Source organism: Longimicrobium sp. (assembly GCA_036389135.1).
Lineage (GTDB): Bacteria > Gemmatimonadota > Gemmatimonadetes > Longimicrobiales > Longimicrobiaceae > Longimicrobium.
This window is the reverse complement of the sequence record DASVQP010000018.1, coordinates 49,644-68,159: the sequence shown is the minus strand read 5'-3', so window position 1 is coordinate 68,159 and position 18,516 is coordinate 49,644. Positions and strand designations below refer to the sequence as shown.

At 72.6% G+C, this 18,516-nt stretch carries 16 protein-coding genes; 15 read left to right on the top strand and 1 reads right to left on the bottom strand.

The window, feature by feature from the left end:
* The first annotated feature begins 100 nt into the window (after nt 1–100).
* From VF584_03360 to VF584_03295, 14 genes are all read left to right on the top strand, one after another.
* Nucleotides 101–1,501 carry a glucose-6-phosphate isomerase gene (locus VF584_03360; protein ID HEX8209201.1) on the top strand — a complete coding sequence of 467 codons (1,401 nt, stop codon included), beginning with the start codon at nt 101–103 and terminating at the stop codon, nt 1,499–1,501.
* Between the two features lie 97 nt (nt 1,502–1,598).
* Nucleotides 1,599–2,522 (top strand): diacylglycerol kinase family protein, encoded by a 924-nt coding sequence (locus tag VF584_03355; GenBank protein ID HEX8209200.1) that lies wholly within the window; start codon nt 1,599–1,601, stop codon nt 2,520–2,522.
* Nucleotides 2,523–2,851: 329 nt separating this feature from the next.
* Nucleotides 2,852–4,345 carry a GspE/PulE family protein gene (locus VF584_03350; protein HEX8209199.1) on the top strand — a complete coding sequence of 498 codons (1,494 nt, stop codon included), beginning with the start codon at nt 2,852–2,854 and terminating at the stop codon, nt 4,343–4,345.
* Nucleotides 4,346–4,871: 526 nt separating this feature from the next.
* A complete protein-coding gene (gspG, locus tag VF584_03345; protein HEX8209198.1) occupies nt 4,872–5,303 on the top strand; it encodes a type II secretion system major pseudopilin GspG in 432 nt (143 codons plus the stop codon).
* A gap of 5 nt (nt 5,304–5,308) precedes the next feature.
* Nucleotides 5,309–6,511, top strand: coding sequence for a type II secretion system F family protein (locus VF584_03340; protein HEX8209197.1), 1,203 nt, complete (start codon nt 5,309–5,311; stop codon nt 6,509–6,511).
* Nucleotides 6,512–6,534: 23 nt separating this feature from the next.
* A complete protein-coding gene (locus tag VF584_03335) occupies nt 6,535–7,923 on the top strand; it encodes a PilN domain-containing protein (protein HEX8209196.1) in 1,389 nt (462 codons plus the stop codon).
* The gene (locus VF584_03330; GenBank protein ID HEX8209195.1) at nt 7,920–8,507 is read left to right on the top strand and encodes a GspMb/PilO family protein; all 588 of its coding nucleotides are present in this window, start codon (nt 7,920–7,922) and stop codon (nt 8,505–8,507) included. The genes VF584_03335 and VF584_03330 overlap by 4 nt, the downstream gene beginning before the upstream one ends.
* Nucleotides 8,508–8,633: 126 nt before the next feature.
* Nucleotides 8,634–9,167: a hypothetical protein gene (locus VF584_03325; GenBank protein ID HEX8209194.1), complete on the top strand. Its 534-nt coding sequence runs from the start codon at nt 8,634–8,636 to the stop codon at nt 9,165–9,167.
* The gene (locus VF584_03320) at nt 9,164–10,804 is read left to right on the top strand and encodes a secretin N-terminal domain-containing protein (protein HEX8209193.1); all 1,641 of its coding nucleotides are present in this window, start codon (nt 9,164–9,166) and stop codon (nt 10,802–10,804) included. The genes VF584_03325 and VF584_03320 overlap by 4 nt, the downstream gene beginning before the upstream one ends.
* 38 nt (nt 10,805–10,842) lie before the next feature.
* The gene (locus VF584_03315; GenBank protein ID HEX8209192.1) at nt 10,843–11,277 is read left to right on the top strand and encodes a GspH/FimT family protein; all 435 of its coding nucleotides are present in this window, start codon (nt 10,843–10,845) and stop codon (nt 11,275–11,277) included.
* Nucleotides 11,267–11,656 carry a prepilin-type N-terminal cleavage/methylation domain-containing protein gene (locus VF584_03310; protein HEX8209191.1) on the top strand — a complete coding sequence of 130 codons (390 nt, stop codon included), beginning with the start codon at nt 11,267–11,269 and terminating at the stop codon, nt 11,654–11,656. Before VF584_03315 ends, VF584_03310 begins: the two co-directional genes overlap by 11 nt.
* Nucleotides 11,653–12,372, top strand: a complete 720-nt coding sequence (locus tag VF584_03305) for a prepilin-type N-terminal cleavage/methylation domain-containing protein (protein ID HEX8209190.1) — start codon at nt 11,653–11,655, stop codon at nt 12,370–12,372. Before VF584_03310 ends, VF584_03305 begins: the two co-directional genes overlap by 4 nt.
* Nucleotides 12,293–13,207, top strand: coding sequence for a type II secretion system protein GspK (locus tag VF584_03300; GenBank protein ID HEX8209189.1), 915 nt, complete (start codon nt 12,293–12,295; stop codon nt 13,205–13,207). The genes VF584_03305 and VF584_03300 overlap by 80 nt, the downstream gene beginning before the upstream one ends.
* Before the next feature lie 344 nt (nt 13,208–13,551).
* On the top strand, nt 13,552–14,265 hold the full coding sequence (locus VF584_03295) for a hypothetical protein (GenBank protein ID HEX8209188.1): 714 nt from the start codon (nt 13,552–13,554) through the stop codon (nt 14,263–14,265).
* A 269-nt stretch (nt 14,266–14,534) separates the two neighbouring features.
* On the opposite strand, the gene VF584_03290 is transcribed toward VF584_03295, so the two are convergent.
* Nucleotides 14,535–15,050 carry a hypothetical protein gene (locus tag VF584_03290; protein ID HEX8209187.1) on the bottom strand — a complete coding sequence of 172 codons (516 nt, stop codon included), beginning with the start codon at nt 15,048–15,050 and terminating at the stop codon, nt 14,535–14,537.
* Nucleotides 15,051–15,239: 189 nt separating this feature from the next.
* Here VF584_03290 and uvrA point away from each other — a divergent pair, with 189 nt between their 5' ends.
* Complete coding sequence (uvrA, locus tag VF584_03285; protein HEX8209186.1) at nt 15,240–18,143, top strand: excinuclease ABC subunit UvrA; 2,904 nt, start codon at nt 15,240–15,242, stop codon at nt 18,141–18,143.
* Nucleotides 18,144–18,516 lie beyond the last annotated feature (373 nt).

Sequence of the window (18,516 nt, the reverse complement as noted above, 5' to 3'; positions counted from 1 at the left end):
TGCAGGGATGGGGGATGAGGGATGGGGGATGAGGTGAACAACGCCCGCCCCGACTCGCTGTCCCTAATCCCTAATCCCTAATCCCCAATCCCTGCCTTTCATGCGTATCGTACTGGACTACAACAACATGCTCGCCCCGCGGCTCGGCGGGCGAGGGATCGACCCCGCGGCGCTGGACGGGATGGCGGAGAGGTTCCGCGAGGCCCACGCCGATACGCTGAGGCGGCGCGATTCGGGGGAGATGGGGTTCTTTGGGCTCACGCAGGAAGACGACACCGTCGCGTCCATCGAAGCGTTCGCGGAGGGGGCGGGGCAGGCGTTCTCCGACTTCGTGGTGCTGGGGATCGGGGGGTCGGCGCTGGGGATGATCGCCCTGCGCTCCGCCCTGCTCAAGCCGTCGTGGAACGAGCTTAGCGACGAGGAGCGCGACTTCTTCCCCCGCATCCACGTGCTGGACAACGTGGACCCGGCGACCATCGGGCCCTTTCTCGACCGGCTGGACCTGGGGCGCACCCTCTTCAACGTCGTATCCAAGAGCGGTGGCACGGCGGAGACGATGTCGCAGTACCTCATCGTCCGCCAGCGGCTGCAGGAGAAGCTGGGCGACGGGTACCGGCGGCACCTGCTCTTCACCACCGATCCGGAGAAGGGCGTCCTGCGCCAGCTCGCGAAGCAGGAGGACATCGCCTCGCTGCCGATCCCGCCCAGCGTGGGGGGGCGCTTCTCCGTGCTTTCCGCCGTGGGGCTGCTGCCGGCGGCGATGGTGGGGATCGACGTGCGCGAGCTGCTGGCCGGCGCCCGCGAGATGGCCGAGCGCTGCGAGACCGACGACCTGCGCTCGAATCCCGCGGGGCTCTTTGCCGTGCTCCAGTACCTGGCGGACACCGAGGCCGGCGCGCCCATCCAGGTAATGATGCCGTACTCCGACCGCCTGCGCGACGTCGCGGACTGGTTCCGGCAGCTGTGGGCCGAGAGCCTGGGGAAGCAGAGCACGCGCGGTGGCGAGGAGGTGTTCGCCGGGCCGACGCCGGTCAAGTCGCTCGGCGCCACCGACCAGCACTCGCAGGTGCAGCTCTACATCGAAGGGCCGTTCGACAAGACGATCACCTTTCTGGCCGAGGCGGAGCGGGAGATCGACGTGGAGATCCCGAGCGTGTACCCCGAACTGGGCGAGCTGGGGTACCTGGGCGGGCAGACGCTGGGCGGCCTGCTGCGCACCGAGATGCTGGCCACCGAGGCAGCGCTCGCACGGCGCGGGCGGATGAACATGATGCTGGAGCTGCCGCGGGTGGACGCGCGCTCGCTGGGTGGCGTCTTCATGCTCTTCCAGATCGCCACCGTCTACGCCGGCCACCTGTACGGCGTGGACCCGCTGGACCAGCCCGGCGTGGAGCTCGGCAAGCAGCTCACCTACGGGATCATCGGGCGCGCGGGCTTCGAGACGCAGCGCGCCGAGTGGGAAGGGCGCGAGCCGAAGCGCGACGACTGGGCTTCGCGCTAGAAACCATCCTCGTCCGCGCATATACTTGGAGGCGCCGGGTCACTCGCGGCCCGGCGCTTCGCGCTCCCTCCCCCGCGTCCGCAGCCAAGCAGCCGAGTTGACCGAGCCCGATCCACACCCGTACGCGTCCCGATACCTGGTGGTGCTGAACCCGGCCGCGGGGCAGGCGAACACCGACCGGGCCGTGCGCGCCCTGGCCGGGGCCTTCGCCACGCGCCGCGCGGGGTTCGACATCCTGGAGACGCGCGGCGCGGGCGATGCCGAGGAGATGGCGCGCATGGCGGCCCGCGTCGGCTACCGGGCGGTGGTGGCCGTGGGCGGCGACGGAACGGTGGGCGAGGTCATCACCGGCCTGGCGGGCACCGGCGTGCCGCTGGGGATCATCCCCAAGGGCACCGGCAACCAGCTCGCCGCCAACCTGGGGATCCCGCTGGGGGTGGAGGCGGCTGTGGAGGTGGTGGTCAACGGCCGCGCCGCGCCCATCGACCTGGGGCGGCTGGCCGACGGGCGCTACTTCGCCGTGACGGCGGGCGCGGGGTGGGATGGGGCCATCATGGCCGCCGCCACGCGCGAGCTCAAGGACCGGTGGGGCTTCGGCGCCTACCTGTACGCCGGCTTGCGCACCGGCATCACCCCGCCTTCGACGCTGTACCGCATCACGGCCGACGGCGAGACGCTGGAGGTGAACGCGGCGATGGTGCTGGTGGCCAACATGGGGCAGTTCGCGTCGCGCTTCCTCTCGGTGGGGTTCAGCATCGGGCCGGGAGTGTCGTTCCAGGACGGCAAGCTGGACGTGTGCATCTTCGCCCCGCGCAACCTCACGGACGTGGCCGCCATGCTCTGGCGGATGGCGCGCCGCCGCTACGCGGGCGACGACCGCCTCATCTACCTGCAGGCGGCCGAGATCCACATCGAGACCGACTCCCCCGTCGTCACCGAATCCGACGGCGAGCCAATCGGCGTCACGCCACTCTCGGTGCGCGCGGTACCCAGCGGCGCGCACGTGCTGGTCCCCGCATAGCACGCCGTCGCCGGCACCTCGTAGGGGCGGCCCCGCGTGGCCGCCCGTGCCCCTCCCCGCCACCGTGATTCCGCTTCGCCCCGCCATCCCGCCAAAACACATGTTTATAATCTAAGCCGCGCGTAATCGGCGGCTTACGAAATCCGGGAATGTGGGCGCTGGCGCGAACGGAACAGCTTGTATATAGTCGTTCTGATCGGTCGCGGAACAGGAAGGGGTGCAACGGGTTTGTAGACTCCGCGGCACTCCACCGCCGCACCTTTTGTGTCTGCGCAATAACAACCTCTCTTTGCCTGTCCTCGAGGCACCCCCTGAGCGATGTACCTTCCGTGAGAGCAGAGCGCCCGCCGGTGCACGCTGACGTCCCCATCGAGCGTCCCGGCGACTGGGTGACGCGCGAGTATCTGGAGGAGCACCGCCTCCTTCCGCTCGCGCGCGGCGACGACGGCGTGGTGGTGGCCTTCGCCGGGCGCCCGGACCCGCAGGCGGTCGCGGAGCTGGAGGTGCTCTTTGGGGCGCGCGTGGCGCTGCGCGAGTGGGGGGAGGACGAGCTGCTGCAGGCGGTGCGCGAAGCCTTTGGGCACGACGACACCGCCGCGGGGATGATCGCCGGGATGGCCGGCGGGTCCGACGACGGCGACGTGGGGACGCACGACCTGGAGGAGCTGGCGAACCAGGCGCCGGTGGTGCGCCTGGTGAACCTCCTGCTGACCGAGGCGGTGGAGGCCGGCGCCAGCGACGTGCACATGGAGGCGGAGGCGCGCGGGATGAGCGTCCGCTACCGCGTGGACGGCGTGCTGCAGCCCGCGCCCGCCCCTCCCGCGCAGCTCCGCGCCGCCGTCGTCAGCCGCCTCAAGATCATGGCGGAGATGGACATCGCGGAGCGGCGCCTTCCGCAGGACGGCCGCGTGCGGTTGCGCACCGGCGACCGCGAGCTGGACGTGCGCGTCTCCACCCTTCCCACGCTGCACGGCGAGAGCGTGGTGCTCCGCCTGCTGGACACGGAGGGGGAGCGCATCGGGCTGGAGGGGATGGGGATGGGCGCCGATACGCTGGCCGCCCTGCTCGGCTTCGCGGGGCGCCCGCACGGCGTGGTGCTCGCCACGGGCCCGACCGGGAGCGGGAAGACGACGACGCTGTACGGCCTCCTCGACCGCATCCGCACGGGACGCGAAAAGATCGTCTCGGTGGAGGACCCGGTCGAGTACGAGCTGGCCGGCGTGGCGCAGGTGCCGGTCAACACGCGCGCCGGGCTGACCTTTGCGCGGGCGCTGCGCTCCATCCTGCGCCAGGACCCCGACATCCTGCTCGTGGGCGAGATGCGCGACCCGGAGACGGCGGAGATCTGCGTGCAGGCGGCGCTCACGGGCCACATGGTTCTCTCCACGCTGCACACCAACGACGCACCCGGCGCGCTCACGAGGCTCGTGGAGTTGGGCGTTCCGGACTACCTTGTGGCGAGCACGGTGGAAGCGGTGCTCGCCCAGCGCCTCGTGCGCCGCGTGTGCGCCCACTGCGCCGAGCCGGGGCCCATCGATCCAGCGGTCGCTCGCGGGATGGCGGAGGCCGGCTACCCCGCCACCAGCGCCCTGCGCGGACGCGGCTGCCCATCCTGCCGCGGCACCGGCTTCCGCGGCCGCACGGGGATCTACGAGCTCCTCCGCGTGGACGACGAGCTGCGCGCCGAGCTCCTTCTCCGCCCCGGCGCCGACGGCCTGCGCCGCCTTGCCCTCGCCCGCGGCATGCGGCCGCTGCAGGCGGATGGGTGGCGGCAGGTGGCCGCGGGGGTGACGACGCCGGAAGAGGTGCTGCGGGTGGCGTGAGGGGGAATGGGGAATGGGGAATGGGGAATGGGGAATGGGGAATGGGGAATGGGGAATGGGGAATGGGGAATGGGGAATGGGCCCGGCGCGGGAACGCCGGGGGGATGAATTCACCCGGCGCGTCAACCGATGCCCGAACCCGGGGGATGAATCCCCCGGCTGGAACCACGGGAAGACCGCTGAAGCGGGCTCGCGGGAGGCGGGCACCCCCTCGTTCATTTGTCATCCTGAGTGAGGCGCTGCTCCGTACTCGCACCTCGACCAAACCGTGGCGCGGAGCGAAGGATCTAATGCGCGTGCCGAGGGGTTCGTCATGTTTCGCCGTCCTCTTGCCTCGCCGGCTAGATCCTTCGGTCGCCGCAGGAGTGTGGAGTGCGTCCCGGAGTTGGGCGGGGTGGCTCTCTCAGGATGACAAATGGGGGCAACGGAGGCACTCAGGACTTAGGACTTAGGACTTAGCACTAGGCACTAGGCACTAGGCACCAGGCACCTGGAACTGGCACTCGCACAACCAACCCGAGAACCGATGCATCACACCCGAAAGACGGCGGGGTTCACGCTGGTGGAGATCCTGGTGGTGATCATCGTGATCGCGGTGCTCGCCACGCTGGTGGCGCCCAACGTGTTTCGCCACGTGGGACGGGCCAAGGACAGCACCGCGCGCGCGCAGATCGAGATGCTGGGGTCCGCGCTGGAGGCGTACCGGCTGGACAACGACGCCTATCCCACCACCGAGCAAGGGCTCGCCGCGCTGGTGAAGCGCCCAGAGACCGCTCCCGTGCCGCGCGACTGGCGCGGGCCGTACCTCAAGCGCGACGTGCCCAAGGATCCCTGGGGGGCCGCGTACGTTTACCGCAGCCCCGCCCGCGAGGACGCCGGCGGCTACGAGCTCCTCACGCTGGGGCGCGACGGGCGCGAGGGCGGCGAGGGCGAGAACGCAGACGTCTCCGCGCGGTAGCCGGCGTGCCCTCCTTCGCCTGGCGCGCCGCCGATGCGGCCGGCCGCACGCTCCGAGGCGTGGAGGAAGCGGCTTCGCCCGCGGCGCTGGAGCGCGCGCTCGGGGCGCGGGGGCTGTACCCGCTGGAGGTGGCGCCCGCTCCCGCGCGGGAGGCGGGGGAGCGCCGCGGCGGCGGGCGCGGAAAGCGCGCGGAGATGGTGGAGTCGATCCGCTATCTGGCGACGCTCCTCTCCGCGGGCTTTCCGCTGGACCGCGCCCTGGGAGCGGTGGCGCGCGTTGCCGGGAGGAACGACGTGGCGGCCGCGGTGTCCGAGGTGCGCGCACGCGTCCGCGGCGGGGCGCGTCTGGCCGAGGGGATGGCGGAGCACCCGGAGATCTTCCCCCGCTTCGCCGTGGGGATGGTGCGCGCGGGCGAGCGCGGCGGCTACCTGGCCGAGTCGCTGGACCGCCTCGCCGTGCAGCTGGAGCGCGAGCAGGCGCTTAGGGCGCGCCTCGCATCGGCCATGCTGTACCCGGCGGTGATGGTGCTGGTCGGGGCCGCGGCGCTGGCGACACTCTTCGTGCAGGTCCTGCCGCGCTTCGTGGAGCTGCTGGCCGACACCGGCTCCCAGCTCCCGCGCTCCACCGCGCTCCTGCTGGCGACGGGCGACTTCGCGGGGCGCTGGTGGCCGGCGCTGCTGATGGCGCCGGTGCTGCTGGCCGCCGCGCTCACGGCGGTGCGCGCCACCGAAGAAGGGCGCCTCGCCGTGGACCGGGCGCTCCTGCGCGCGCCGGTCGCGGGGAAGATCCGACGCAGCGTGGCGGCGGTGCGGCTGGCGCGGGCGCTCTCGACGCTCCTGCGCAGCGGGATGCCGATCCTCCCCGCGCTGGAGACGGCCGCCGAGGCCCAGTCCGACGCCGCCGTCGCCGCCGACGTGCTGCGGGTGCGCGAGGAGGTGCGAGCGGGCGACGGGCTGGCGGTCTCGCTGCGCCGCGGCGGCGTGTACCCCTTCTCCTTCCTCCAGATGGTGGAGGTGGGGGAGGAGGGCGGCCGCCTTCCCGAGATGCTGGAGCGCGCCGCCGAGGCCATGGAGGGCGAGGTGGAGCGCTCGCTGGAGCGCCTCCTCCGCCTGGTGGAGCCGGTGATGATCGTGGCGTTCGGCGGCGCCGTCGGCTTCGTCGCCCTCTCGCTCCTCCAGGCGATCTACGGCATCCAGAACGTGCCTTGAGCCAGCCCCCGACCGGATTCTAGATGACACGCACCGATTCGACCGACCGCAAACCGCTACGTCGCGTACAGCTGGCGATCGCGCTGGCGCCTGTGCGGATGGTGGCGGTGAGCGGACCGGCGGCGCGCATGCCCGAGGTGCTGGAGAGCGACCTGTCGCCCGCCACGCGCGCGGGGGACTGGCCGGAGCTGGACGAGGCGCTCGCGGCGCTGGCGGGGGCGCTGGGCACGTCGGGTGGCACGCTGGACGTGGCGCTTCTGGGGCGGCTGGCACATGCCAAGGTCGTCCCGCTCCCGCCCGTGCGCAGGGCGGAGCTGGGCGCGCTGGTGGCCAAAAACGCGCGCCGCCACTTCGCCGTGCGCGACGAGTCGCTGGTGGCGGATGCGGTGCGCGTGGAACGGGTCCGCGCCGGTGCCCCTGCCGCGACGCTGGCCACGGTTGCCCCGGAGGCCATCGTAGAGGCGGTGGGCGCGGCGGCGCAGGCGTGCGGATTCACGCTGGGCCGCATCGTCCCCGCCGCCGTCGCGCTGGCGGAGGCGGTGCGCGCGCGGGTGCCGGCGGCGCGGCGCGGGCGTGTGGGCGCGGTGGCTCGCACCCGTGCAGGTGTAGAGGTGGTGATCCTGCGCGACGGCACGCTGGAGGCGGTCCATCCCATCGCCGCCGGGCCGGAGGAGGACGCGGCGTCGCTGGCCGAGCGCATCGTGGCCACCCTGAGGCCCGCCGCGGAGTGGTCGCCGCTCGACGGGCTGGTGGTGTGCGGGGCGGCGGAGGACGACCTCGCGCTCCGCGACGCGCTCTCACGGCGCGGGGATGCGCCGCCCCCGCTCGCCGCCGCCGGGGTGCAGCGGATCCCGGCGGAGGCGGTGCTCGCGCTGGGGGCGGCGCTGGCCCGCGACTCCGTCCCGCAGCTCATGCCCGCGGCGATGGTCCGGGCTCGCGCGCGCCTGCAGCAGAAGAGGAACGTGGTGCTGGTGGCGGCTTCGGCGCTCCTCCTCGTGATCGCGGCCGGGTTCCACCTGCACGGGCTGCAGCGCGAGCTGGATGCGGTTCTGGCGCGCAGGGCCGAGATCGCGCCCGCCGTGCGCCGCGCCCGCGAGACGCGCGCCGGGGTCGAAGAGGTGCGGATGCGCCTCACCGCGCTCGCCGCGCTGGAGCGCGACGCGCCGGAGTGGACGGCGGAGGTGGCCGCGCTGGCCCGCGCCCTTCCGGACTCCGCGCACCTCACCACGCTGACGGCCGACTCGGTGAGCGTGCGGCTGGGCGGGATCGCGCGCTCGGCGTCGGCTGTGGTGCCGGCGCTGGAAGCATCGCCGCGGCTGGCGCGGGTCGCGCTGGCGGCGCCGGTACGCTGGGAGGCGGGGGACGCGGGGGAGCGCTTCGACATCGCCGCCACCCGTGAGACGCGCCCGTGAACGCGCCCCGCCTCAACCCCCGCGACCGTCGCGCCGTCGTCATCGGCGCGATGATCCTGGTGCCGGGGCTGGCGTGGGCGTTCGGTGTGCGTCCGTACCTGGATGCGGTGTCCGATACGGGCGAGCGTGTGACGACGGAACGCGCACTGCTGGAGCGCGAGCTGGCGCTGGTGGCCTCCGCGCGCCGCCATCCGGAGGAGTTCCGCGCGGGCGCCGAGCGGCTGTTGAGCGAGGCTCCCCGCCTGATCGGCGGCGGCGACGACGGCGCGGCGGCCGCGGCGCTCGCGGGTTACCTGCGGCGGCTGGCCGGGATGGGCGGCGCGTCCCTCCGCTCGGTGGAGCCCGCCACCACCCGCGACGCCGGCGCCGGCCTGACCGCGCTGCCCGTGGTGGTGAGCGGCGAGGCGGATCTGCAGGAGGTGCTCACCTTCCTGCGGCTGCTGGAGACGGGGCCCAAGCTGGTGCAGGTGCGCGAGCTTCGGCTGGAATCGATGTCGCGCGAAACGTCCGCCGCATCGATCTCCTTCCGCTTCGTCGCGACCGGCTTCACCCTCGCCGCCGACAGCGCCGGAGCAGCGCTATGAACTGCTGCCTCACACAGAGCCACAGAGTTACCTGAAAGAACGGAAAAGGGGTTCTCTGTCCCTTGCAGTTCCCTCCGTGTTCTCTGTGTGATGCTGTTTGCCGTTAACCGAATCCGTGGAGATGGAATGAGGCTCTTTGCAGGGTGGACCACCGCAAACCGCGCCGCGCTCGGGCTGCTGGTCGCCTCGGCGGCGCTGTGCGTGAGCGAGGCGGCGGGTGCGCGCAGGCTGGAGCCGCTCCCCACCTCCGCGCGCGCGGCCAAGCCGGTGCCCATGCCGCGCATCGCGCAGCGCGGGGGCGGGTCGGATGCCGCGGTGCTGGCGGCGGTGTCGCGCGACCCATTCCGCGCGGACCGGCGGCGCTCGCCTCCCCGGCTGACGGTCGGCACGCCCATCCAGGCCCCGGCGGCGGAGTACGTGGAACCGGCGGCGGGGCCCTCCCCGGCGGCGTCGTTCCGCCTGCTGGGGACGGTGGTGCTCCCCGGGGGCGGGCTGGCGGTGGTGGCCGGCGTGGACGGGCAGGGGCGCGTGCTGCGCGTGGGCCAGTCGCTGGCGGGCTACCGGCTGGTGCGCGTGGGCCCCGGCACCGCCACCCTCACCGGCGCGGACACCACCGTAGTGCTGCGTACCACCGCCACGCCGCAGGGAGTGGCGCAGTGAGGCGCCTGGGGTGGGCCGCGGCGGCCGTCCTCCTCGCGGTTCCGGGCGTTGCGGCCGCGCAGGGCACGGGGGTGGAGCGCACCGCGCAGGGGGTGCAGATCGACTTCCAGGGCACCGACATGCGCCTGGCCGTGGCGGCACTGGCCGAGGCGGCGGGGCTCAACGTCGTCTTCGGCGAGCTCCCCTCGCGTCCGGTCACGCTGCGCACAGGCGCGCCGGTGCCGCCCACGATGCTGCGCAGCTACCTGGAAAGCCTGCTGCGCGCCAACGGGCTCAACCTGGTGGACGAGGGCGGCGGGCTGCTGCGCATCGTCCAGGCCGAGGGAGCGGGGCAGGCTCAGCAGCCGGTGCAGAACGGGGTGCAGCGCGGCGCCCCCGGCGAGATGCGCATCTGGGTCCACCGCCTCCGCCACGCCCCGGCCGAGGACATCGCGCGCTCGGTGGGCGCGCTCTTCGGGATCGGCGACCGCGGCGGCACCGCGCCGGGCGAGGTGCGCTCCCTTTCCGAGGAGCTGCGCGCCGGGCGCTACGGATCGACCGAGGAGGGCGCGCGCCCCACCGACCGCTCCGTCTCCGCGCAGCTCCAGGGCGGGGTGCAGATCGTCCCCGATCCGCGCACCAACGCGCTGCTGATCCGCGCCACGGCACAGGACTACGAGACGATCCGCGCGGCGGTCGACGAGCTGGACACGCGGCCGCTGCAGGTGCTGATCGAGGTGCTGATCGCCGAGGTGCGGCGCGACCGGCAGTTCGGGCTGGGGGTCGACGTGCGCGTGCCGGAGCAGCTGGAGCCGCGCACCGGCGCCACCATCGGCGGCGAGCTCTCTGGCGGCTCGGCGGGCGACGTGGTGCTGCGCGTCCTGCGGCTGGGCGCCGTCCGCGCCGAGGTGGTGCTGCGCGCGCTGGCCGCTTCGGGCGAGGTCACGATCCTTTCGCGCCCCGTGATCCTGGCGCAGAACAACGAGCAGGCGCGCATCCTGGTGGGCGACGAGCGGCCCTTCATCCAGATCTCCCGCGCCCTTCCCACCGACGGCGCCGTGCGCGACCAGGTGGTGCAGTACCGCGACGTGGGAACGCAGCTCACCATCCGGCCCACCATCAACCCGGACGGCTACGTCACCATGTCGGTGCTCCAGGAGGTCAACACGGCCACCGCGGAGACGCAGTTCGGGGCGCCCATCATCAGCACCCGCGAGGCCGAGACGCGCCTCCTGGTAAAGGACGGCCACACGGTGGTGATCGGCGGGCTGATCGACCAGCAGCGCACCTCCGCCAACACCGGCATCCCCTTCCTGCGCGACATCCCCATCCTGGGCAACCTCTTCCGCTCCACGCAGCGGCGGAACACGACCACGGAGCTCTTCCTCTTCCTGATCCCGCACGTGCTGCGCACCGACGAGGACGTGGAAGAGGCCACCGCGCGCGTCCGCGAGCGCGCGCCGCGGCTGGATCGTGCGCTCGGCGACTCGATCCCGCTCCTCTGGGAGCCCGCCGATTCCGCGGCCGCCCGCCGTGCCCCGGCCACGCCGACGGCTCCGCCCCGGCCGACGCCGAGCTCGCCCGAACCCCCCATCCCCCAGGCGCCGCCGCCTCCCCGTGCAACCGCGCCCACGCCGCCGGGCCCCGAGCCACCGTGACGGCGAAGGGAACCAGCCGTTGCGGCGGACGCGCCGGGATGACGTTGATCGAGCTGCTGGTCGCCCTCGCCATCGTGGGGATCGCGCTCGCGGCGACGGTTCCCGCGTTCCGGCCGGCGAACCAGCGCGGCACCGGCGCCGCCGCCGAAGCGCTGATGCGCGCCTGGCGCGAGGCGCGGGGCGATGCCGCCCGCCGCGGAGTCCCGGTGGACGTGGTGCTGGATGCGAAGACGGGGGCCTGGTTCGCGATCACCGCGCCCGAGGACGAGCGGGCGCCCGACACCCTGCGCGCCGGCGTCCTGCCGCTCGCCGAGGGCGCGCGGCTGTCGGGCGGCAACGGGCGGGAGACGATGGTGCGCTTCGACGCGCTGGGCCGGGCGCGGGCCGACCGCGTCACCATCGAGCACGGCAGCGATCGGCTGGTGCTCTCGGTCGATCCGTGGACGGGCACGGGGCGGCGCCATGCGAGGTAACCGCGGCTTCACCCTGGTGGAGGCGGCGATCGCGCTCCTCCTGCTGGGCGTGGCGCTCGTCCCGCTCCTCCAGTCCGTGACGGCGGGGGTGCGCTCCGAAGGCGACCTCGCCGCCACGCTGAACGCGGTGCCCCTCGCCGAGTCGCGCATGGAGGAGCTGTCGCTGCTCCCGGCCGACTCGCTGAGCTTCTACTTCACCACCCGCAGGGGCACATTCGCGCCGCCCTTTGCCCGCTACCGGTGGAGCGCCCTGCTGAGGCCCGCCGCCGGGTCGCCCGCGCTGGTGCAGGCGGCGGTGCGGGTGGAGTGGGAGGGCGGGGGATACTCGCTGGAGACCTTTTTCCACCGGCCGGAGATGCTCCCCGAGGTGAAGCCGTGACGGCGCGGCGCGGCGGCTTCACCCTGCTGGAGGTGGTGGTCGCGCTCGTCGTCGCCGGGGCGGTGACGGCGGGGGCGTACGGGATCCTGCTCTCCGTGTCGGCATCGCGCGACCGGGTGGTGCGCGAAAGGGAGCGCGTGCTTCCCGCCGTCGCCGCGCGGGAGGCGCTCACGACGTGGCTCGCCGGGGCCGCCACGCTGGACCAGGGCGGACCCTTTCGCGGCATCGACCGGCGCGACGGCCCGCTCCCGGCGGACGAGCTGTCGTTCGTGGTGGGCGACGGCGGGACGCTGCACCCTGGCCCGCGCCGCATCCGGCTCTGGGTAGAGCGCCGCTTTGCCGCGCCGCGCCACGGGCTGCTGGCGGAGATCGGGATGATCGAGGGCGGCCCGACGGACACGCTGGAGGTCGCTCCGGGCGCTGCGGGGATGGACGTGCGCTACCGGACGCGGGTCAAGGGGGTGGACCGCTGGGTGGACTGGTGGTCGGCGGCGACGGAGCTCCCCGACGCCGTGGAGCTGCGCCTGCTGCCGCCCCCGGAGCGCGCGGCCGACCCGCGCGGCGACGGGCTCCCCGGGCCGCTACGGCTGCCGGTGAAGGCGGCGCTCCACTCGGATTCGAACCAGGAGGGAAGGGATGACGCCTCGCGGACGCCAGGGATTCGCGCTGATTGCGGTGCTGTGGGTGCTGGTTCTGGCGTCTGCGCTGGCGGTTGAGCTCCACGGCACCGTGCGCGCCGACCAGCGCGCCGTGGCCAACGCCCGCGCCGCCGCCCGCGCGCGCTGGGCCGCCCGCGGCGGCCTGGCCGTGCTCGCCGAGCGCCTCCGCGAGCAGCTGGCGAAGCCCTCCGCCGCGGGCGCCTTCGCGGCCACGGACCCCCTCCTGATCCCAGCCGTGGAGTACCGCCTGGAGGGCGTCGCCGTCCGCGCCACCGCGCACGACGCCCGCGCCCGCGTGCAGCTCAACCTCGCCCCCGAGGCGGACCTCCTCACCCTCTTCGCCGCCGCGGGGGTGGAGCCCGGCCGCGCGGGTGCCCTGGCGGCGCAGGTCGCGCGCTGGCGCGCCGCGCACGCCCCTCCCGCCCTGGCGCCGGACTCGTCGGGCCGGCGCCTGCGCCCCATCCCCGGCGCCTTCGCGACGCTGGCGGATCTGCGCCGGGTGCCGGGCATCACCCACGCCGAGTACGCGCGGGTGGCGCCGCTGCTGAGCGTGGCGGGCGACGGGATGATCAACGTCAACACCGCCCCCGCCGCCGTCCTGCGCACCCTGCCGGGGATCGACGCGCGGGCCGCCCTCGCGCTGGTGGCGCGGAGGAAGGCGGGGCCGATGCTCTCGTCCTTCGAGCTGCTGGGCGCCCTTCCGCCCGCGTCGCGGTTCGCGGCGCAGGAGCGGCTCACCGAGCTGCGCGAGCGCGCGGCGTTCCTCCCCCGCGCCGCCGAGGTGGAGGTGATCGCCGCCCCGGACGGATCTCCCCTGCGCGCCCGCCTCCGCGCCGTCGCCGTGCTGGCGGGCCGGAAGCGGGCGGCGATCGTCGCGGTGACTGAGCGCTGACGGGCGCCCCCTCGCCCGCCTGCGGGGGCGCAGGGCCGGGGAGGGGGAGAACTCCGCGCCAGTGCGCACACATCTGGTAGGGGCGCGATTCATCGCGCCCGTGTCTGGCGTCCGCGCCGGACCCAATGATCGTGCTGTGCCGCGGCCCGACGGCACCCGCCCCGCCACGCCAACCGTGCGCGTCGGCTCCGAGAACCGCACGCCATCCGTCGCTTTTCACCACGCTAGGAGAATCGCCCTCCCGCGCGCACTATTACGCGGTTGCTGGCACCCTCCGGCGTCCCCGCGCCGCCGCTCCACCCTCTGCCCAAAGGCCCCACATGCGCCATCGACTTTCCCCGCTGTTGATGATCCTTGCCCTCGCGGCATGCGGCGGCGCGTCCGCCGGCGGCGGTGCGGATGGTCCGCCGGCCGCCGAGATCGTGGGTGGCAAGCCGGTGGGGCTCTTCTTCATGACGCGTTTCTGGAGCTACACCAACTCGCTGGAGAAAGCCGTGTGGTACTTCGCGCCCGACGGCCGGGTCTACCACAACCTCGCCTCCGGCTTCTCGGCCGCGGAGCTGCAGGCGCACAAGGGCAATCAGGGGACGTACGAGGTGGCGGATGGCAAGCTCAAGGTGACCTGGGCCGACAACAAGGTGACCGAGGGCAGCTTCGCGCCGGATGGCGGCGCGTTCAACTGGGATGGCGGCATCTTCACCGCGGTCAAGCCCTTCGAGGAAGGCAAGTCGCTCGCGGGCACCTACGAGGGCGGGGAGTCGTTCAGCACCGGCGCCGGCAACGGCGCCTCCGCCTCCAACACCATCGAGTTGCGCCCCGACGGAACCTTTCGGCGCGTGGGCGTCGCGTCCATCCAGAGCACCACCAGCGAGTCCGTGGTCGACGCGGGGGCCCAGGGCGGCTCCGACGGCAAGTGGCAGATCGACGGCTACTCGCTCGTGCTGACCGGAGCGGACGGGAATGCGCAGCGCGCCATCGCCTTCCCGTACGACGACAAGGAAACCCCGGTGTACCCGGACCGCATGTACTTCGCCGGCACCATGTACAAGCGCCAGTAGGGGCGCGATTCATCGCGCCCGTGCCCGAAGCCGCTCCACCGAACAACGGAGAAAAGCCTCACACAGAGGCCACAGAAGGAACTGAAAGGTCACAGAGAAAACCTTTTGCGGTTCTCTCCGTGGCCTCTGTGTCTCTGTGTGAGCCATGCAGTTGCAGTTCTATCCCGCGTCTCTGCGCCTCTGCGTGAGATACACGGAGAGGAGGGGGGCGGGATCTGAGCGCTGGGATCCCGCCCCCGCACCATTTTCCTGAGCTGACCGGATCCGTGCTACGGGGCACGGAGGGCGTCGAACGCGCCCTCCAGCCGGATGCGGGTGGAGGGATCGCGCGGGTCCGCGCTCCCTTCCCACCAGAAGGTGCCCGCCACGCGCCGGTCGGTGGCTTCGGTCACGCGCAGCGTTCCGCGAAGAGCGAAATAGGGCCGCGCCTGGCTGTCAGGGTCATCCGAGAACATCGTGAACACGTCCGTGAGGAGCCCCAGCGCATGCTCGCCCCTCCGGAAGCGGAACGGCTGGAAGCTCGTTATCGTCTGGAAGCCCCCGCCGGCGAAAACGATCATCCGCTGCGTTCCCGCATCCCGGAGCTCTACCTCCATGCTCTCGCCGAGCGGCAGGAGGAGCTCCGCGTCTCCTTCCAGCGTCCCCCTCACCGCGCCGGTCGCTTCCGCGCGGAAGCGACCGCTGGCCACCTCCGCCACCGCGGCCGGGTTCCCGTCCCGGCACCCCAGCGCCAGCACGCCAGCCAGCGCGGTCCCCACCACACGCCGCAGAGCCGACCTGCACATTGCGCCTCCTCTCGCTGTGAGGAATGAAAAATGGCGGCGTCCGCCGGGGCGCGTGCCCGAACCCAACCGCCGGTTAACGCGACGCTAAATGAGTGTCGCCCGGCGCGCAAGACCGGCGTATTGGCGGGGTGCCCCGGCGCGTCGCGCGCGGGTGTTGAAAGTAGCGCCGGGGTGCGGTAAATTTTCGGGATGAACGAAGAATACCTGATCGTACGCGGCGCACGCGAGCACAACCTCAAGAACATCGACGTCCGCATTCCGCGCGACAAGCTGACCGTGGTCACGGGCTTGAGCGGGAGCGGCAAGTCGTCGCTGGCCTTCGACACCATCTACGCCGAGGGGCAGCGGCGCTACGTGGAGTCGCTCTCGGCGTACGCCCGGCAGTTCCTGGGGATGATGGAGAAGCCGGACGTCGACTCCATCGAGGGGCTCTCGCCGGCCATCTCCATCGAGCAGAAGACGGCGGGGCGCAACCCGCGCTCCACCGTCGGCACGGTCACGGAGGTGTACGACTACCTCCGCCTGCTGTGGGCGCGCGCGGGCACGCCGCACTGCCCCAACTGCGGCCGTCCGGTGCAGCGGCAGAGCGCCACGCAGATCGTCGACCGCATCATGGAGTCGCCCGCGGGCACCTGGGTGGAGGTGCTGGCCCCGGTGGTGCGCGGCCGAAAGGGCGAGTTCCGCGAGCTGTACGAGGAGCTGCGCAAGAAGGGCTTCAGCCACGCCCGCACCGACGGCGAAGTCCACCGCATGGAGGAGCCTCCCAAGCTCGCCCGGCGATCCAACCACGACATCTCCATCTACGTGGAGCGCAAGCTGGTGGTGCGCGAGGACAACCGGCAGCGCATCGCCGACTCGGTGGAGACGGCGCTCCGCGCGGCCGACGGCGTGGTGGAGGTGGTGGCGCACGCGGACGGCGCCGAGCCCGTCACCCACCTGCTTTCCGAGCACTACGCCTGCGCGTTGTGCGGCATCAACATCCCGGAGCTGGAGCCGCGGCAGTTCTCGTTCAACTCGCCGTACGGCGCGTGCACCGGGTGCGGCGGGCTTGGAACGCGCAGGGAGCCCAACCCCGAGCTGATCCTGGCGGACCACTCGCTCTCCATCCTGGAAGGCGTGGTGCTGCCGTGGGGCGTGCCGCGCGGTCACCTGCGCGGCACCATCCTGCAGGGGCTGGCCGATGCGCTGGAGTTCGACCTCAACACCCCCTGGGCGGATCTCCCCGAGAACGTGCGCGACCTGCTGCTCTTCGGCGCGTCGGTGAAGAACGGGGGGAAGAAGATGAAGTGGGCCGGCATCGTGGCCGACGTGGCGCAGCGCTACCAGGACTCCTCCAGCGACTCGCTTCGTGAGACGCTGGAGGAGTACATGAGTACCCTGCCGTGCAACACGTGCGGCGGCACGCGGCTCAAGCCCGAGTCGCTGGCGGTGACCGTCGGCGGGCGCTCCATCGGCTCGGTGGTGGCGCTGCCGGTAAGCGAGGCGCACGACTTCTTCCAGGGACTCAAGGACGACCCGCGCCTCTCGGCCGAGATCGCGCTCCCCATCCTCAAGGAGGTCACGGAGCGGCTCGGCTTCCTGGTGAACGTGGGCCTCGAGTACCTCACGCTGGGCCGCTCCGCAGAGACGCTCTCCGGCGGCGAGGCGCAGCGCATCCGCCTGGCCACGCAGATCGGCTCGCGGCTGGTGGGCGTCCTCTACATCCTGGACGAGCCCTCCATCGGCCTTCACCAGCGCGACAACCTGCGCCTGCTGGAGACGCTCCAGCAGCTGCGCGACCTGGGGAACACCGTGCTGGTGGTGGAGCACGACGAGGACACCATCCGCGCCGCCGACTACGTGCTGGACCTGGGCCCGCGCGCCGGCCGCCACGGCGGCGAGGTGGTGGCCGAGGGGACGGTGGACGACATCCTGGCGGCCGAGCGCTCGCTGACGGGCGCGTACCTGCGCGGCGAGCAGCGCATCGAGATCCCGCCCCAGCGCCGCGCTCCGCAGCCGGGGCGCGAGATCGTCATCCACAACGCGCGCGAGCACAACCTGCGCAACGTGGACGCCCGCATCCCGCTGGGGTGCTTCGTGGCGGTCACAGGCGTCTCGGGTTCCGGCAAGTCCACGCTGGTCAACGACATCCTGTGGAACGCGATGGGGCGCAAGTTCTACCGCGCCAAGAGCGTCCCCGGGGTGCACGACCGCATCACGGGGCTGGATCTGCTGGACAAGGTGGTGGACATCGACCAGTCCCCCATCGGCCGCACGCCGCGCTCCAATCCCGCCACCTACACCGGCCTCTTCACCGTCATCCGCGACCTCTTCGCCGAGCTGCCGGAGAGCAAGATGCGCGGCTACACGCCGGGCCGCTTCTCCTTCAACGTCAAGGGCGGGCGCTGCGAGGCATGCCAGGGCGACGGCCTGGTGAAGATCGAGATGCACTTCCTGCCGGACGTGTACGTGCCGTGCGAGGTGTGCCGCGGGAAGCGCTACAACCGCGAGACGCTGGAGGTGTTCTACAAGGGCCACTCCATCGCCGACGTGCTGGAGGCCACGGTGGACGACGCGCTGGAGCTGTTCGAGGCCGTCCCACGCCTCCGCCGCCACCTGCAGACGCTCTCCGACGTGGGGCTCGGCTACATCCACCTCGGCCAGTCCGCCACCACGCTCTCGGGCGGCGAGGCGCAGCGGGTGAAGCTGGCGACGGAGCTCTCAAAGGTTGCGACCGGCCAGACTTTTTACATCCTGGACGAGCCCACCACCGGCCTGCACTTCGAGGACGTGCGCATGCTGCTGGAGGTGCTGCACCGGCTGGTGGAGCGCGGCAACACGGTACTGGTGATCGAGCACAACCTGGACGTCATCAAGACCGCCGACTGGATCATCGACCTGGGCCCCGAAGGCGGCCCCCGTGGTGGGGAGATCGTTGCGGCGGGGACGCCGGAGGCTGTGGCGCGGGTGCCGCGGTCGTACACGGGGCAGTTCCTGGCGGGGATGCTGGGGGGGCGTGGGGTGTCCGGGCATGCGCCGGAGGTCGTGGCAGAGGCGGAGACCACGGCGCCGCCTAAGAAGCGGGGGCGGAAGGCGAAGGTGGTGCAGGGGTGAGGGCTGAGGCCGCTACCGGCAGTTGAAACCGCTGCAACAACGGCGGGAAGCCTGCCTTCGCAGGCTCCGATGGGCGGGGGCGGTGCGGGACGCCGTTATAGGCCGCCGCGGAACACCGGGATGCATCCGGCGCCCGAACCGGGGGCTGAAGCCCCCGGCTGGAACCACGGGAAGACGGCTGAAGCCGTCTCGCTGCGGCGGGGTGCGCAGCAGTCCCCCGTTTTTTGTCATCCTGAGTGACGCGCCTCTCCGTCATCTTCGTTGCACCGTCGTTTGGCGCGTAGCGAAGAGAACGGGCTCTACCCGTGAGGTGCGGCCGATCCCATGTTCCGTACCCAGCGCATGGCCGTCGAGTTTAGCGGCGCCAACGTCC

Excerpts from the sequence above, each read along its gene's own strand:
- VF584_03360 (HEX8209201.1), top strand. The coding sequence starts at position 101 with ATGCGTATCGTACTGGACTACAACAACATGCTCGCCCCGCGGCTCGGC.
- VF584_03315 (HEX8209192.1), top strand. The coding sequence starts at position 10,843 with ATGACGTTGATCGAGCTGCTGGTCGCCCTCGCCATCGTGGGGATCGCG.
- VF584_03335 (HEX8209196.1), top strand. The coding sequence starts at position 6,535 with ATGACACGCACCGATTCGACCGACCGCAAACCGCTACGTCGCGTACAG.
- VF584_03325 (HEX8209194.1), top strand. The coding sequence starts at position 8,634 with ATGAGGCTCTTTGCAGGGTGGACCACCGCAAACCGCGCCGCGCTCGGG.
- VF584_03290 (HEX8209187.1), bottom strand. The coding sequence starts at position 15,050 with ATGTGCAGGTCGGCTCTGCGGCGTGTGGTGGGGACCGCGCTGGCTGGC.
- gspG (HEX8209198.1), top strand. The coding sequence starts at position 4,872 with ATGCATCACACCCGAAAGACGGCGGGGTTCACGCTGGTGGAGATCCTG.
- uvrA (HEX8209186.1), top strand. The coding sequence starts at position 15,240 with ATGAACGAAGAATACCTGATCGTACGCGGCGCACGCGAGCACAACCTC.
- VF584_03310 (HEX8209191.1), top strand. The coding sequence starts at position 11,267 with ATGCGAGGTAACCGCGGCTTCACCCTGGTGGAGGCGGCGATCGCGCTC.
- VF584_03300 (HEX8209189.1), top strand. The coding sequence starts at position 12,293 with ATGACGCCTCGCGGACGCCAGGGATTCGCGCTGATTGCGGTGCTGTGG.